The sequence below is a fragment of the Salarchaeum sp. JOR-1 genome (assembly GCF_007833275.1).
Lineage (GTDB): Archaea > Halobacteriota > Halobacteria > Halobacteriales > Halobacteriaceae > Salarchaeum.
Map to the genome: position 1 here is coordinate 2,052,526 of NZ_CP042241.1, position 14,345 is coordinate 2,066,870.

The 14,345-nt window shown below is 69.4% G+C and carries 18 protein-coding genes; 10 read left to right on the forward strand and 8 right to left on the reverse strand.

Features of this window, described 5'->3' with window-relative positions; all coding sequences use genetic code 11:
- The first annotated feature begins 51 nt into the window (after positions 1–51).
- The 7 genes from mbhE to mnhG are packed head-to-tail and all read left to right on the forward strand — an operon-like array spanning position 52 to position 5,972.
- Positions 52–2,442, forward strand: a complete 2,391-nt coding sequence (mbhE, locus tag FQU85_RS11640) for a hydrogen gas-evolving membrane-bound hydrogenase subunit E (RefSeq protein ID WP_240792431.1) — start codon at positions 52–54, stop codon at positions 2,440–2,442.
- Positions 2,439–2,900 (forward strand): MnhB domain-containing protein, encoded by a 462-nt coding sequence (locus tag FQU85_RS11645; RefSeq protein ID WP_145848083.1) that lies wholly within the window; start codon positions 2,439–2,441, stop codon positions 2,898–2,900. The genes mbhE and FQU85_RS11645 overlap by 4 nt, the downstream gene beginning before the upstream one ends.
- Positions 2,897–3,226, forward strand: coding sequence for a sodium:proton antiporter (locus tag FQU85_RS11650; protein ID WP_145848086.1), 330 nt, complete (start codon positions 2,897–2,899; stop codon positions 3,224–3,226). Before FQU85_RS11645 ends, FQU85_RS11650 begins: the two co-directional genes overlap by 4 nt.
- The gene (locus tag FQU85_RS11655) at positions 3,223–4,785 is read left to right on the forward strand and encodes a complex I subunit 5 family protein (protein WP_145848088.1); all 1,563 of its coding nucleotides are present in this window, start codon (positions 3,223–3,225) and stop codon (positions 4,783–4,785) included. The genes FQU85_RS11650 and FQU85_RS11655 overlap by 4 nt, the downstream gene beginning before the upstream one ends.
- A gap of 8 nt (positions 4,786–4,793) precedes the next feature.
- Positions 4,794–5,363, forward strand: a complete 570-nt coding sequence (locus FQU85_RS11660; protein ID WP_145848832.1) for a Na+/H+ antiporter subunit E — start codon at positions 4,794–4,796, stop codon at positions 5,361–5,363.
- Positions 5,353–5,649: a monovalent cation/H+ antiporter complex subunit F gene (locus FQU85_RS11665; protein ID WP_145848090.1), complete on the forward strand. Its 297-nt coding sequence runs from the start codon at positions 5,353–5,355 to the stop codon at positions 5,647–5,649. The genes FQU85_RS11660 and FQU85_RS11665 overlap by 11 nt, the downstream gene beginning before the upstream one ends.
- Positions 5,646–5,972: a monovalent cation/H(+) antiporter subunit G gene (gene mnhG, locus FQU85_RS11670; protein WP_145848092.1), complete on the forward strand. Its 327-nt coding sequence runs from the start codon at positions 5,646–5,648 to the stop codon at positions 5,970–5,972. The genes FQU85_RS11665 and mnhG overlap by 4 nt, the downstream gene beginning before the upstream one ends.
- On the opposite strand, the gene FQU85_RS11675 is transcribed toward mnhG, so the two are convergent.
- Together FQU85_RS11675 and coaBC are read right to left on the reverse strand one after the other, a co-directional pair.
- Positions 5,969–6,223, reverse strand: a complete 255-nt coding sequence (locus tag FQU85_RS11675) for a hypothetical protein (protein WP_145848094.1) — start codon at positions 6,221–6,223, stop codon at positions 5,969–5,971. The two genes, mnhG and FQU85_RS11675, sit on opposite strands and share 4 nt — an antisense overlap.
- A 25-nt stretch (positions 6,224–6,248) precedes the next feature.
- Positions 6,249–7,415, reverse strand: coding sequence for a bifunctional phosphopantothenoylcysteine decarboxylase/phosphopantothenate--cysteine ligase CoaBC (coaBC, locus tag FQU85_RS11680; RefSeq protein WP_145848096.1), 1,167 nt, complete (start codon positions 7,413–7,415; stop codon positions 6,249–6,251).
- Positions 7,416–7,505: 90 nt separating this feature from the next.
- On the opposite strand from coaBC, the gene FQU85_RS11685 reads away from it, so the two are divergent.
- Positions 7,506–8,000, forward strand: coding sequence for a hypothetical protein (locus FQU85_RS11685; protein WP_145848098.1), 495 nt, complete (start codon positions 7,506–7,508; stop codon positions 7,998–8,000).
- Positions 8,001–8,221: 221 nt separating this feature from the next.
- Here FQU85_RS11685 and FQU85_RS11690 read toward each other — a convergent pair whose 3' ends face one another.
- Complete coding sequence (locus FQU85_RS11690) at positions 8,222–8,944, reverse strand: FAD-dependent oxidoreductase (RefSeq protein ID WP_145848100.1); 723 nt, start codon at positions 8,942–8,944, stop codon at positions 8,222–8,224.
- An 81-nt stretch (positions 8,945–9,025) separates the two neighbouring features.
- Here FQU85_RS11690 and FQU85_RS11695 point away from each other — a divergent pair, with 81 nt between their 5' ends.
- The gene (locus FQU85_RS11695) at positions 9,026–9,529 is read left to right on the forward strand and encodes an SRPBCC family protein (RefSeq protein WP_145848103.1); all 504 of its coding nucleotides are present in this window, start codon (positions 9,026–9,028) and stop codon (positions 9,527–9,529) included.
- An 11-nt stretch (positions 9,530–9,540) separates the two neighbouring features.
- Here the strand turns inward: FQU85_RS11695 and FQU85_RS11700 are convergent, their stop codons facing one another.
- From FQU85_RS11700 to FQU85_RS11715, 5 genes are all read right to left on the reverse strand, one after another.
- The gene (locus FQU85_RS11700; protein ID WP_145848104.1) at positions 9,541–10,281 is read right to left on the reverse strand and encodes an NAD(+)/NADH kinase; all 741 of its coding nucleotides are present in this window, start codon (positions 10,279–10,281) and stop codon (positions 9,541–9,543) included.
- Between the two features lie 3 nt (positions 10,282–10,284).
- Positions 10,285–11,592: a M28 family peptidase gene (locus tag FQU85_RS11705; RefSeq protein ID WP_145848106.1), complete on the reverse strand. Its 1,308-nt coding sequence runs from the start codon at positions 11,590–11,592 to the stop codon at positions 10,285–10,287.
- Between the two features lie 64 nt (positions 11,593–11,656).
- Positions 11,657–11,797: a hypothetical protein gene (locus FQU85_RS13420; protein WP_168219987.1), complete on the reverse strand. Its 141-nt coding sequence runs from the start codon at positions 11,795–11,797 to the stop codon at positions 11,657–11,659.
- Positions 11,798–11,853: 56 nt separating this feature from the next.
- Entirely contained in the window at positions 11,854–12,675 is an 822-nt protein-coding gene (locus FQU85_RS11710; protein WP_145848108.1) for a hypothetical protein, read from the reverse strand.
- A gap of 44 nt (positions 12,676–12,719) precedes the next feature.
- A complete protein-coding gene (locus FQU85_RS11715; protein ID WP_145848110.1) occupies positions 12,720–12,986 on the reverse strand; it encodes an MTH865 family protein in 267 nt (88 codons plus the stop codon).
- A gap of 213 nt (positions 12,987–13,199) precedes the next feature.
- Between FQU85_RS11715 and FQU85_RS11720 the strand changes: the two genes are divergently transcribed.
- Positions 13,200–14,252: a M42 family metallopeptidase gene (locus tag FQU85_RS11720; RefSeq protein WP_145848113.1), complete on the forward strand. Its 1,053-nt coding sequence runs from the start codon at positions 13,200–13,202 to the stop codon at positions 14,250–14,252.
- The last annotated feature ends 93 nt before the right edge of the window (positions 14,253–14,345 follow it).

The window sequence follows — 14,345 nt, forward strand, 5'->3', positions numbered from 1 at the left end:
ACGAATCGCCAAGAGCGAACGATTAAGTTACGAGTACCCCATCGTACTGCCGTGCAACCAACTCCCGACCTACCGGTAGTGCTCGCGCTCCTCGCACTGCCGTTCGTCGCCGCCGCACTCACGCCGCTCGTCCATCGGGCACTGGGCGAACGCACGGCGTACTTCGCGGCGGCCGTGGCGCTCGCCTGTTTCGGGCTCGCCGCGTCCCAGTACGGAACGGAGGGTGTCGTCTCCGTCGCGTGGATTCCCGCGCTCGACGTCTCGCTCAGCCTCTACGTTGACGGGCTCTCCCTGCTCGTCGCCTTTCTCGCGTCCGGCGTGGGCGTGCTCGTGTTCACGTACTCCGCGGGCTACATGCACGGCGAACCCGGCCTCGCGAAGTACTACGCGACCCTGCTCGCGTTCATGGGGTCGATGCTCGGGGTCGCGCTCGCCGCGGACCTCGTCGCGCTCTTCGTGTTCTGGGAGCTCACCAGCATCGCCTCCTTCGTCCTCATCGGCCACTACTCGAGTCAGGACTCGGCGCTGTACGCCGCCCGAAAATCCATGTTCGTCACCGTCGGCGGCGGCCTGTTCATGCTCGTGGGATTCGTCCTGCTCGCGAACGCCACCGGGACGTTCAGCATCGCGACGATGCTCGACCGGCCCGAACTCGTCCGGGAGGCCCTGCGCTCGCAGGGCGTCCTCTTACCCGTCGTCGTTCTCGTGGGGGTCGGCGCGGCGGCGAAGTCCGCACAGGTTCCGCTCCACATCTGGCTCCCGGACGCGATGGAGGCCCCGACGCCCGTGTCCGCGTTCCTCCACTCTGCGACGATGGTGAAAGCCGGCGTCTACCTCGTCGGCCGCCTCCGCCCCGTTCTCGTCACGGACGAGTGGACACTCCTCTTCGCGGCGCTCGGCCTCACTACGATGACCGTCGCCGCCGTGTTGGCTATCGCCGCGACCGACATCAAGCAACTGCTCGCGTACTCCACCGCGAGCCACCTCGGCCTCATCGTCGCTGGGTTCGGGTTCGCGTCGGTTCTCGGCGCGGAGACGGGCGCGTTCCACATCCTGAACCACGCGATGTTCAAAGCGCCGCTCTTCCTCGTCGCCGGCATCGTCGCGCACGAAGCCGGTACCAGAACGATCAGCGAACTCGGCGGCCTCAGACGCGACCTCCCCATCACGGCCGCCGTCACGGTCGTCGCCGCGCTCGGGATGGCGGGCGTCCCGCCGTTCAACGGATTCTACTCGAAGGAGTTCCTCTTCGAGACGACGTACGAGTTCGCCGCGCACGCGGGCGGCCTCGCGTGGGTCGTCCCCGCCGTCGCCGTGCTCGGGAGCGTGTTCACGTTCCTCTACTCGGTGCGCTTTCTCATGCTGTTCTTCGGGGAGAAACCGAGCGGCCTCGGGCACGTCCACCGGCCGCCACTGACGATGCTCGCGCCGCCCGTCCTGCTCGCCGCCGTCGCGGGCACCATCGGACTCAACGGCCTGCTCGCGTCCTTCCACGCCGGCTTCGCTCCAATCACCGAGTTCGTCGCCCGCGTCGTGAACAGCACCACCGCCGCCGGGCACGGCGGCCACGAGTTCTCCTACTACGTCCCGACCTACGTCAGCCCCGCGCTCGTCATGAGCGCCGCGACCATCGCGCTCGGCCTCGCGGCCTACCCGGCCTACGGCCGCATCCACGACGCGCTCCACGCGCTCTTCCGAACCGTCCCGCCGATTCAGGCGGACTGGTGGTACGACGCGGCCGTCGGCGGCCTCGACGGCGTCTCACGCGGTACCGCGCGCGTCGTCCAGACCGGCCAACTCCGCACGTACGCGGCCTGGACGCTCACCGCCACCGCGGGCCTCGCGCTCGCCGGATACGCGGCCGTCGGCGCGTCCCTGCCCCCGCTCTCGTACTCGCTGTCGATTCCGCTCCTCCTCGTTCTCGTCACCGCCGTCGTCGCCGCGGCCGCGGTGACCGTCGCGCCCTCGCACACGACGGGCGTGCTCACGCTCTCCATCCTCGGGTTCATGCTCGCCATCTTCTACATCCTCGCGAGCGCGCCCGACCTCGCGCTCACCCAGCTCGTCGTCGAGACGCTCGTGCTCGTCATCTTCCTGCTCGTGCTCGACCGACTCCCCTCCTACTACGGCGAGACCCGGCGCTCCCGGAAGGTTCGGGACGCCGGCCTCTCCGTGCTCGTGGGCGCGACGGTCACGGTGACCGTCCTGCTCGCCACCGCGGGCGGTGACCCGTCCGCGAGCCTGAATCCCGTTTCGGGCATCGACACCAGTCACCTCGTCGAACTCGCGGTGGAGGAGGGCGGCGGGACGAACGTCGTGAACGTCATCCTCGTCGACCTCCGCGCGTTCGACACGCTCGGCGAGATCGGCGTCGTCGCAATCGCCGCGCTCTCCGTGGTGACGCTCATCGCGATGCGGGAACGCGGAGGTGAGGCGGAATGAGCACGATAATCCTCCGCACGGTCACGCGCCTCGCCGTCCCCATCGTGTTCGTCACGTCGTTCGCGCTGTTCCTGCAGGGCCACAACCTCCCCGGCGGCGGGTTCATCGCGGGCGTCCTCACCGCCACCGGCCTCGCGCTCGTCTACATCGCGTACGGCCTCGACTTCCTCGAGGAAACCGTCTTCCAGCGCTCCATCGGCGGGAGCGTCGAACACATCCAGCACGGACTGGTCTCCGACTACCGCCGGCTGTTCGCCGTCGGCCTCGCCATCGCCACCGGCAGCGGCCTCGTCTTCGTCGCGCTCGGCATGCCGTTCATGTCGTACGGCTACACGTACGCGTCCTTCCCGCTCTACGACCACATGGAACTCGCGTCGGCGGTGGTGTTCGACTTCGGCGTCTACTGCGTCGTGGTCGGCAGCCTCCTCACGATCCTCTCGGTGGTGGGTGAAGAATGACGGAGGCGACGCTCGCCGTCGTGCTCGGCGCGCTGTTCGCGTTCGGCACCTACCTCGTCCTGCGCCGGGACGTGGTGCGGGTCGTCTGGGGCGTCACCATCATCAGTCAGGCCGCGAACGCCTACCTCATCACGATGGGCGACATCGCGGGCTCCGTCCCCGTCCTCAGCCACCACGGCCCGCCGTTCACCGGAACCACGGACCCGCTCGTGCAGGCGCTCGTCCTCACGGCCATCGTCATCGGGTTCGGGACGACGGCGTTCGCGCTCGCGCTGACGTACCGCGTCTACGAAGAACACGGCACCATCGACCTGGAGGAACTATGAATCAGTTCGTCATCGCGCCGTTGCTCGTCGCACTCTGCACAGCCATCCTCACGCTCCTCACTCGGCGGTTCGGCCGCGCTCAGCGCGCGCTCAGCGTGCTCGGCGGCGTCGGGTACGTCGCCGCCGTCGCGTGGCTCGTCGCGTCGGTGTACCCCTCGGGCGGCCCCGCGGTCTACCACCTCGGAGACTGGGTCGCGCCGTACGGCATCGTGCTCGTCGCCGACTCGCTGTCAGCGTTCATGCTCGCCATCGCGGCCGTCGTCACCCTTCCCGCACTCGTGTACGCGACCCGCCACATCTCCGCGTTCGGCCAGCAGGTGTCCTTCCACCCGCTCTTCCACCTGATGGTAGTCGGCGTCACCGGCTCCTTCCTCACCGGGGACGTCTTCAACCTCTTCGTCTGGTTCGAGGTAATGTTGCTCTCCAGTTACGTCCTCGTGGTCTTCTACTCGGGGCCGGAGCAGACGACCGCGACGCTCCGGTACGTCGTGCTCAACCTCGTCGGGAGCGCCGTCATGCTGCTCGCCATCGGCGGCCTGTACGCCGCGACGGGCACGCTCAACATGGCTGACGTGGCGCACCGCCTCGCGAACGCCCAGCAGTACGGCGTCCACGTCACGCCCGTCCTGGGCCTCACCGCGCTCCTGTTCGCGGTGTTCATGCTGAAGGCCGGCGCGGTGCCCTTCCACTGGTGGGTGCCGGACGCGTACGCCGCCGCGCCCGCGCCCGTCTCCGCCGTCCTCGCGGGCGTCGTGAAGAAGGTCGGCGTCTACGCCGTCACCCGCCTCTACTTCACCGTGTTCGCCGCCGCGCCGCTCCCCGACCTCGCCCTTCCCGGCGACACCGTCCTGGGCTTCTTCGGCGTCGTCCTGCTGGCTATCGCCGTCCTGAGCATGCTGTTCGGCGGACTGGCGGCTGTCGGGCAGCGCGACCTCGACCGCCTGCTCGCGTATTCCAGCATCGGCCAGGTCGGCTTCATCCTCGCCGCACTCGCCGCGGCCGCGCTCCGCCCCGAGTTCGCCGCCGTCGGCATCACCGCCGCGCTCGTCTACTCGCTCACCCACGCGCTCGCGAAGAGCCTCCTCTTCCTCCTCTCCGGCGTCGTCGAAGACGCCGCGGGGACGAGGCGGCTCGGCGACCTCGGCGGCCTCGCGCGGCGGTCGCCCGTCGTCGCAGGTTCGTTCCTCGTCGGCGGCCTGGGCCTCGTCGGCATCCCGCCGCTCGTCGGATTCTTCGGGAAGTTCCTCGTGTTCGACGCGCTCGCACAGACCGACGTGGTCGTCGGCCTCGCGGCGGCGCTGGTGGGCGCGATACTCACCGTCGCCTACGTCTCCGGCGCGTGGAACCGCGGGTTCTGGGGCGAACCGTCCGCCGCGGTCGACGGCTGGGACGCCGACCCCGTGCAGGTCGCCTGCGTCGTCGCGCTCGCCGTCGGCGTCGTCGCCGCCGGCGTCGGCTTCAACCCGATTCTGGAGTTCGCGCGCGCCGGCGCGGACGCCGCGCTCGACCGCGCCGCGTACATCACGTCCGTCCTCGAACGCGGGGGTGATGCGGCGTGAACCTCACCGTGAAGCGCTGGCAGGCGACCGGCGTCGCGCTCGCCGTCCTCTGGCTGTTCGTCAGGGGCGTCCAGTTCACGGCCCGGAACCTCGCCCAGGAGTTCCTCATCGGCCTCGCGCTCGGCCTCCCGACCGCGTACGTGTTCCGCGAGTTCTTCACCGGCCGCGTCAACCTCGTCCGGCTCGCGCGCACCGTCCCCTACGCCGTTCTCTACATCGCCGTGTTCCTCTGGGAACTCCTCACCGCGAACTTCGACGTGGCGCGCCGCGTCGTCGACCCCCGCCTCCCGATCGAACCGCGCGTCGTGACGGTGCCGCTGCGGGTCGAACGCGACATCGCCATCACGACCATCGCGAACAGCATCACGCTCACACCCGGCACGCTCACTATGGACTACGACGACGACCAGAACGCGCTCTACGTACACGCAATGGCCGCCACGACGGACGACGACGTCCTCGACCCCATCCGGACGTGGGAGGACTACGCGCTCGTCATCTTCGACGAGGAACTGAAACCCGGCGACCCCGTCCCCGAGCGGGACGCGGAGAACGGGGGTGAGTCCGGTGGCGAGTGAGGCCGCCGTCCCCGCGTTCCTCGACGACGCGATTCAGGCGTCGCTGGTCGTCGCCGCGCTCCTCACGCTCGCCTGCAGCTATCGCGTGATTCAGGGGCCGACCGTCCCGGACCGCGTCGTCGCGCTGGACACCATCGGAACGAACGTCGTCGCAATCGGCGTCCTGTTCGCGCTCGCGACCGGCCGCGGCCTGTTCGTCCTGATCGGCCTCGTCCTGGCCATCGTCGGGTTCGTCAGCACCGTCACCGTCGCGAAGTACGTCATCGAGGGGGACATCATCCAATGAACACGCTCACCGCCGCCGTCGTCGCCGCGCTGCTCGTCGTCGGAAGCGCCTTCCTCACCATCGGCACGCTCGGACTGCTCCGCCTGCCCGACGTGTACAACCGGATGCACGCGACGTCGAAGGCGACCACGCTCGGCGCGGCGTCAATCTTCCTCGCGGGCTTCGTCTACTTCGGCCCCTCGGGCGCGGGGCTCACGTCGCTCGTCGGCATCGCCTTCCTCTTCCTCACCACGCCGACCGGCGCGCACATGATCTCGCGCTCCGCGCAGAAGATGGGCGTCGAGTTCTTCGGGAACGCCGACTGGCCCGAGGACGACGACTAACCACGCCGGTTTTCCATGACGCGGGTCGCGGCGTAACAGACGGCCGCGTACGAACAGACGAACGAAACTATCGTCGTCGCGACGCCGAGGAGCGACGAGTAGGAGACGACGCGTTCGAGAACGGAGAGCGCGCCGAGCGCGACCACGAACGTGAGCGCGCCAGTGAGCACGGCCACACCGACCGCAACGCCCGTCGAGTCGAACGAGGTCAGTTCGCTCCAGCGCGTCCGCACACTGTCGAGGGAGGGCACGACCGACGCTAGCGAAGCCGGGTTGTTAGTCGTTCTGCCGGTCGAGAACGCGCGCGAGTTCGTCCGCGACTCTGAGTCCGAGCGCGTCCTTCGTCCCCGTGAACTCGGTGTGTTCGTCGGCGTCCACGAGGAGCGCGCGGGTGTCCTCGCCGCCCATGACGCTCGCGTCGTTCGCCACGACGAAGGAGAGGCGGGCGCGCTCCAGGGTCTTGCGGGCCTGTTCGAGCATCGCGTCGTCCTCGCCCGAGGTCTCGGCCTTGAACCCGACGATGGCGAGGTCGGGGTGGGTCTCTCGGAGTTCGTCGATGAGTTTCGGCGTGGGTTCGAGGTCGAGCGTGAGTTCCTGGCCGCTCCGAATCTTCTCGGGACTGGGATCGACGGTGTAGTCGCTGATGGCGGCGGCGGAGACGAGGGCGTCGGCGTCCCGGCAGGCGTCGAGCGTCGCGTCCAGCATCTCCGCGGCGGACTCGACGCGTTCGACGGTCGCGTAGGGGGCGTCGTCGCCGTCGTGCACGAGGGTCACGTCGGCCCCGCGGACGTAGCACGCGCGGGCGACTGCGCGACCGGTCTTGCCGGACGCGCGGTTCGTGAGCACGCGCACGGGGTCGATGCGTTCGCTCGTCGCGCCCGACGTGACGACGACGCGTTTGCCGTCGAGCGGTCGGTCGCCCGCGGCGCGCGCGACATCGAGGCAGATGGCGTCCTCGGTCGCGATTTTCGCCTTCCCCTCCTCGACGCGCGGGTCGACGAAGGAGACGCCCCAGGACTGCACGCGGTCGATGGCGTCGAGCACGCCGGGGTGGTCGTACATCGGTTCGTGCATCGCGGGCGCGACGACCACGGGGACGTCCGCGCCGAGCGCGGTGGTCGCACACGTGGTCACGGGCGTGTCGTCAACGGCGCTCGCTACCTTCCCGACGGTGTTCGCGGTGGCGGGCGCGACGAGGAACACGTCCGCCCAGCCGTCGCGACCGCAGAGTTCGACGTGCTCGACGCCGCCCGTGATATCGGTGACGACGTCGTTGTCGGTGGCGAACTCGACCGCCCACGGGTGGACGATGGACTGCGCGCTCTCCGTCATCACGGCGCGGACGGACGCGCCGCGGCGGCGGAGTTCGTGCGCCAGCTCGACTACCTTCACCGCCGCGATGCTCCCGGAGACGCCGAGCGCGACGTTCACTCCCTCCAGCATTCGTCCGAGTGGAGGGCGAGCACCGCCAAAGTAGTTTGGAGAAGCTACCGCCACCCCAACATATAATTGGGTTCGTGACAGGCCTGAGGTATGAGACGGCGGGCGTTCGCGTCGGCGGTCGCGCTCGCGGCGCTCACTGGGTGTAGCGCGCGCTCCGCAACGCCGACGCTCCGCTCGCGGACGAGTCAGTCGTTCCCGGACGCCTGTGCGAACGCATCAGTCGGCGGCGAGGTGCGGGAGGTGACGTTCGCGGACGCGCCCCGGTTCGTCGGGGACGGCGCGCGGGGGATAGACGTGCACCGGTCGCTCCCCGACTGGCACGACGCACTCCCGGAGTACGCGGCGTCGTTCGTCGCGGAGACGGACTTCGCGGAGCGCGCGCTCGCGGTGGTGTTCGTGCGGAACCGGGCGCGGCCGCGCGCGGCGTGTCTCACGGGGTTCGACCGCTACGACGGCACGCTCCGAGCGCGCGTCGCGGTGGACACGACCATTGCGGGCGCGGAGACGACGAAGGTCTGGTTCGTGCGGCGCGGGACTGCGGCGCTGGACGCGACGTACGCGGTGCGCGTCGTCGACCACGCGTAGCTCGCAAATATACCATCCGGAGCATATTTTTATGTAGCGCTATTTCAATGAGTCGAGTGGTGGTCGGCCGCTGACAGCGTCTGTCATCCAACCACTTCCAACGCCGTCGTGCCGACCACCGCTCCACCGAGGAGCAAGCGAGGATATTGGTTCCGTCCTTTTGAGTTTTGTTATCCAATAATAGCCGTAGAAATAATGTGTCGTGGTATCGTTCGACGAAGTCAGTCCTCGACAGACGGATGCATGGTCGGCGTGTCCGGGTGGCGCTCGCTGAACGCCTCCCGCATCCGCTCCATCGACGCGCGCTCGCGGCGCTCGCGCTCCGCCTCGTCGATCTCCTCACAGCCCGGCGGAACCTCGCGACCGCGACCGGTGAAGTATCCCTCGGGCGCGACCCAGTCGTGGTAGAACGGCACGTCCGAGTCCTCGAGGAGGCTGAGCGCGGCCTCCGCGCCGCTCCCCGCGGAGACGACCGCCTGATGGTAGCGGCCCGCGACCCGGCCCGCCGCGTAGAGCCCGGGAACGCCGGTGCGGCCCTGGCCGTTCGTGTCGAGGTACGTCTTCGTCCCCTGCTCGATGAAGTCGAGGCCGAGGCCGTCGAGGAACGACGCGTCCGACCACGAGGAGACGACGACGAAGTCGAACTCGTAGGTCTCGTCGGCGGTGACCTCGAAGCCGGCGGCGGCCGCGTCCACGCCCATCACTTCGGCGTCCACGACGCTCGCGCCCGCTTCGGTCGCCTGCTCGCGCGTCAGGTCGAGGAAGGTTCGGGGGTTGACGCCCGCGGGGAACCCGGGGAGGTTCTCGACGTGCGCGTTCCGCGCGAAGATGGATTCGCCCGCGTCGAACACGGTCGTTTCGAGGCCGGCGCGCGCGGTGAAGGTCGCCGCAGTGAGGCCGGCGACGCCGCCGCCGACAATGCCAACGGTGGGTGTCTCGGACATAGCGGGGGGAAGGCGGCGGGGATTGAGAAGCGTCCCGGTTCCGGCGAGCGAACTAAGCCCCGGGCGAACCCAGGTCGGGGCGTGAACAGGCTCTCGGTCAGCACCGTCGTCCGCATCCCGCCGAGCGAGGCGTACGAGTTCCTCCTGGACTTCCCCGGATACGCCGCGTACTCGAAGCACCTCACAGGCGTCGACCAGTCCGGCGACGGCGGCCCCGGCACGCGGTACCGCCTCCACTTCTCGTGGTGGAAACTCACCTACACCGTCCACTCAGCGGTGACGGACGTGGAGCCGCCACACCGCATCGAGTGGGCGGTGACGAGAGACCTCGACGCGAGCGGGCGCTGGCGAATCGACCCCGTGGAGACCGAGTCGGGCGCGGGGTCGCGGGTGACGCTCGAAGTCGAGTACGACCCGGCGTCGGCGGACAACGCGGTGTCGCTCCCGGCGTTCGTCAGCCTCGACTGGGTGGTGGGGAAAGCGGCGACCCACGTCGTCGAGGAGGGCGAACGCGTCGTCGAGCGCATCGTCGCCGACCTCGAAGGGGAGCGCCGGGACGTAGACCTCCGGGTGTCGACCGACTGACGGCGGAGCTGTCAGGAGTCGAAGAACCCGGTCGTCTCGGGCGTGGTGACGACGGGGAGCGTGCCGCCGTGGTCGATGCGGACGGTCGTGTCGTGGTCGAGCGTGGCGACCTCGCGGTCGTCCACGAGCAACACCACGTCGGCGGTCTCGCGCTCGACGGTGAGGTCGGTCGGGAGCGGGAGCACCCAGTTCGACTGGTCGACGCGGAACGGCGCGACGGGGACGACGGAGACGGCGTCCACGCCGGGCGCGACGACGGGGCCGTCAGCGGCGCTCCCGTACCCCCTGCTGCCGGCGGCCGTAGCGACCGTGACGCCGTCCGCGCGCACCGTATCGACGGTCTCGTTCGCCGCGTGGACGCCGTACTCGGAGATGCGCGCGGGTTCGGCCGTGACGACCATCGCGTCCGCGAGCGCCCGGTACGTCTCGCCGTCCGCGCGAACGGACAGGAGCGGCGCCGGGTGGACGCCCGCGCTCCCGACGAACGCGTGCGTCATCGCGTTCGCGCGCCGGTTCCAGCGGGCGGACGGGACGCCCGGCACGTCCCCGAGCGCGAGAACGGGCGCGTCAGCGTCGGCGCGCACGAGGTCGTAGAGCGCTGACTCGCCGTCCACGACCACGAGATCCGCGTCCGTTACAGCGCTCGCGTCGCCCGTCACGGCGTCGCGGTCGTGCTCAGCGACGAACGCCGCGAGGTCGTCGGCGCGCTCGCCGAGCACGCCCACCGTCTCCACGTCCGAGAGTCCCGGCATCGGCTACCCGTCGTAGGGCCAGTCGCCGGTGATCTTCATCCCCTTCGCCTTGTCCTCGTCCTCCAGCTGGCTCGCGATGTCCGCGGGGCTGGCGTGCGCGACCGCGAACTCGTCGCTCGCGAGGTCGACGGCGAGGTCGGTGAGGAGGATGGCCTGCTCGCGGAAGTCCCGGGCGTCGAGCTTATCGAGGGTGTCCGCGAACGTGTGCCCCCACCCGCGGCCCTCGTCGCCCGTCTCGCTCATCACGTGGTAGCCGGGGACGCCCCACTGCGTGTACGGCCAGTGGTCGGAGTGCGGGCCGAGTTCGGGCGTCGTCGTCACCGGATGGTCGAACCGCTCACCCACCCGCTCGGCGGCGTCCGCGAGCGCGTCGAACCCGTGCGTCGTGAAGGAGAGCGTGCGGCCGCGCACGACGCCGTCGAAGTTCAGCACCGCCCGAATCGTGTCGTGGTCGCGCTTCTCGGCGTCGTACTCGGAGCCGACGAGACCGACCTCCTCCGCGCCGAACGCCACGAAGTGAACCGTCGTGTCGAGTTCGTCCTCGCGCTCGGCGAGCGTGCGCGCGAGCTCCACGACCATCGCCGTGCCCGCGCCGTTATCCATCGCGCCCTCCGCGATGTCGTGGGCGTCCACGTGGCTCGTGACGAGGAGTTCCTCGGTCGTGTCGGGGCCGAGCGTCGCGTGCACGTTCTGACTCGTCGCGTCCGGCGTCTCCGCGTCCACGGAGACGGACACGTCGTCGCCAGCGAAGCGCCGGGAGAGCCGGGCCCCGACCTCCTTCGACACGCCGACTGCGGGGATGTCGCCGATAGGGGCGTCCGCGTTCCCGACGCTCCCCGTCGGCGGCAGACAGCCCTCGACGTGGTTCCGGAAGACGAACGCGGCCGCGCCGCCCTCGACGGCGTAGTAGTACTTCTCGCGGCGGTGGATGAAGCGGTCGAAGTGGTCGGGGACGTTCGACGCGACCATCACCACCTTCCCCTCGATATCGTGCTCTTCGAAGTCCGCGGGGAGGCCGTACCCGAGATCCACGAACTCGCCCCCCACCTCGCCGGCGGGCGACCGCGGGAGCGCGATGCAGTCCTGGGCGGTGTCGCCCGCCTCGATGCGCGAACGCCCCCGCTCCCAGCCCTGGATCTCGAACTCGTCGAGCCACGCGTCCTCTGTGTACTCCGCGAGCGCGTCCCGGGTCGCCTCCGCGGCCTCCCGCTCGCCGTCGCTTCCGGCCATCCGGTCGCCCACGTCAACGAGTCGTTCGAGGTGGTTCCAGCCAGCGTCAGACGTGAAGGTGTCGCCGATCCAGTCGGTCATACCGGAGAGTCCACGCAGGACGCACCTAACGGTTACGGGAGACCGAGCGGGTTGCCGGTACGGCCTACTCGCCGACCGGTATCGTGCGGTCGCTCGCGAAGAACGCGAACAATCCGAACAGGCCGAACAGCGCCGGTTCGTTCGTCACCACGCCGAGCACGCCCAAGACGCCGAGGACGCCGAGGCGGTCGACTCGCACTTCCATGCCTGACTGTTCGACGCGAACGCACGAAAAATACGGGGTGGTTTTCGAGTACCGGGTCAGGCCGCGGCGTCACCGACCCAGGAGGGCCGTTCGACGGTCGTGTCACCGACGTTCGTGAACGCGACCGACCGAGTGACGACGACCGACTCGCCCGCGACCACGGTGTGGTAGGTGACCGTGTAGGACGGCACGAACCCGCCGGGCGTCACGCGGAGGGCGACGGTGGCGTTCGTCGCGTTCGCGTACCGGCCGCCGGCGTCCACATATTCTCCGAGGGAATCTGAAACCACGCGCGCGCCGTTACCGGAGTCGTTCGCCAGCACCGCGGTTTCCGACCGGACGAGCAGGCTCACGAGGTTCGTCCAGCGCGTCGCGTACTGGACGCGGGCCGCCGCCGACGTGAACCCTTCTCCGGACTCGATACCGCGAGTCGTGTTCCACCGAACCAGGGCGGCGGTCTCGTTCCCCCAGTACTCACTGTGGCCGGGACGGCTGTTGAGCGCGAACGCGAGCGGGCCGCGAACGTCGGTGGACGTGTGGACGCGGGGCGCGGTCGCGTTCACGCGCATCCACGAGTCGGCACGCATCGCGAGCGTGCCGTTCACGTACCGGACGGTCGTCGTCTCCGCGACCGTGAACGTTGTGTTCGAGAGCGCGGCGCGGTGGGCGTCCGCGAGCGCGAACGCGTCCCGCACGCCCTCCGTGGTGACGCCGGGCGCGACCCGCTCCGCGGTCGGGTTCGGAGCGGTCGTCGGAGCGGGCGGCGCGCCCGTGGTCGCTCCGGTCGTCTCGACGGCCGTCTCGCCGGGTGGCTGGTCGCCGCAGCCGGCGAGCGCGACGAGGAGGGCAAGCGCGATGGCGAGGGCTGTTCGGCGCACACTCGCGCTTCGTGCTACCTGTATAAGAAACTAGGTTTCGGCGGTTACAGCGTGCCGTCGTCCTTGAGGCCCTCGATGATGTCGTCGACGAGGCTGTCGACGTCGTCGTAGGGGAAGTCGGCGTTCCCGCTGAGTTTGGACGCGAGTTCCATGGCGGTGAAGGAGACCTCGCCGTCGCCGGCCTCGAACTTCGTCGCGGGGCCGTTCGGGAGCGCGGGCACGAGCCCCATCTGGTTCTTCACGGGGTAGTCGGCGTTCTCGAACGCGTCCTTGAGTTCCGCACGGAGTTCGGCTTCGAGTTCGTCACTCATGGGCACACCTGTGCGTGGTTCGACGTTAAGGATTGTGGAACGGTTCGCAGGGGAACTGGAGTTTTTCGCGCGACGCGGCGTCCGTGGCCGAGTTGCGTCCCGCCGCTGACACCGGGACGGGCGGCCGTCCCGGCAGCAGTCACCAGCGCCATAGAACGGGACGTATACTCCGGAACGAATCGTTTTATACGGTCGGTCGGCCGAATCTTGGGTATGTCGTTCGATTTCGACCTGCTGAAGGAACTCACGGAAGCCCGGGGCGTCCCCGGCTATGAAGACCGCATCCGAACCATCGTCCGCCGCGAACTCGACGACCACGCCGACGAACTGCGCACCGACTCAATGGGGAACGTCGTCGCGACCGTCGAGGGCTCGGAGAACCCCGACTACGAGGTCGCGGTCGCGGCGCACATGGACGAGATCGGGTTCATGGTGCGTCACGTCACCGACGACGGCTTCCTCCAGTTGGACGCGCTCGGCGGCTGGGACGCCCGCATCCTGCGCGCGCAGCGCGTCACCGTCCACACCGACGAGAAGGACGTCCCCGGCATCATCGGGTCGCTCGCGCCGCACACCCAGGACGAGGACGAGCAGGGGACGAACGAGGAGGTGCACGACGTGTACGTCGACCTCGGCCTGGACGGCGAGGACGCCGCCGACCTCGTCTCCGTCGGCGACCAGGTGACGCTCGACCAGCGCACCGAGTACGTCGGGGAGAACGTCACGGGGAAGAGCCTCGACGACCGCGTCTGCCTGTTCGCGATGATCGAAGCCGCGAAGCAGATCGACCCCGCCGTGACGGTGCACTTCGCCGCGACCGTCCAGGAGGAAGTCGGCCTGCGTGGCGCGACCGCGCTCGGCGTCGACCTCGACCCCGACCTCGCGCTCGCGCTCGACGTGACCGTCGCGAACGACGTGCCGCAGGTGAGCGACGAGGCCGACTACGTCACCACGCTCGGCGAGGGCACCGCGATAAAGCTCAAGGACGGCAGCGTCATCACGAACCCGAACGTCCACAAGCGCCTCCGCACCGTCGCCGAAACCGAGGACATCGACCACCAGCTCGAAGTCCTCCCCGCGGGCGGCACGGACACCGCCGGTTTCCAGAACACGCACGGCGCGAAACCCGTCGGCGCGGTGTCCATCCCCACCCGCTACCTCCACACGCCCGTCGAAGCCGCCGACGGCGACGACATCGACGCCACCATCGACCTCGTCACCGCGTTCCTCGACAGCGAGGACGGCGAACACGACTACCGACTGTAAGCGGGTCGCGGTTTTTTTCGTGGAGGGTTTTCGCGGCGGGCCGCCGTGCCCGCCGCAGAAAACGGTCCGCGCAGGACGACGACCGACTGTAAG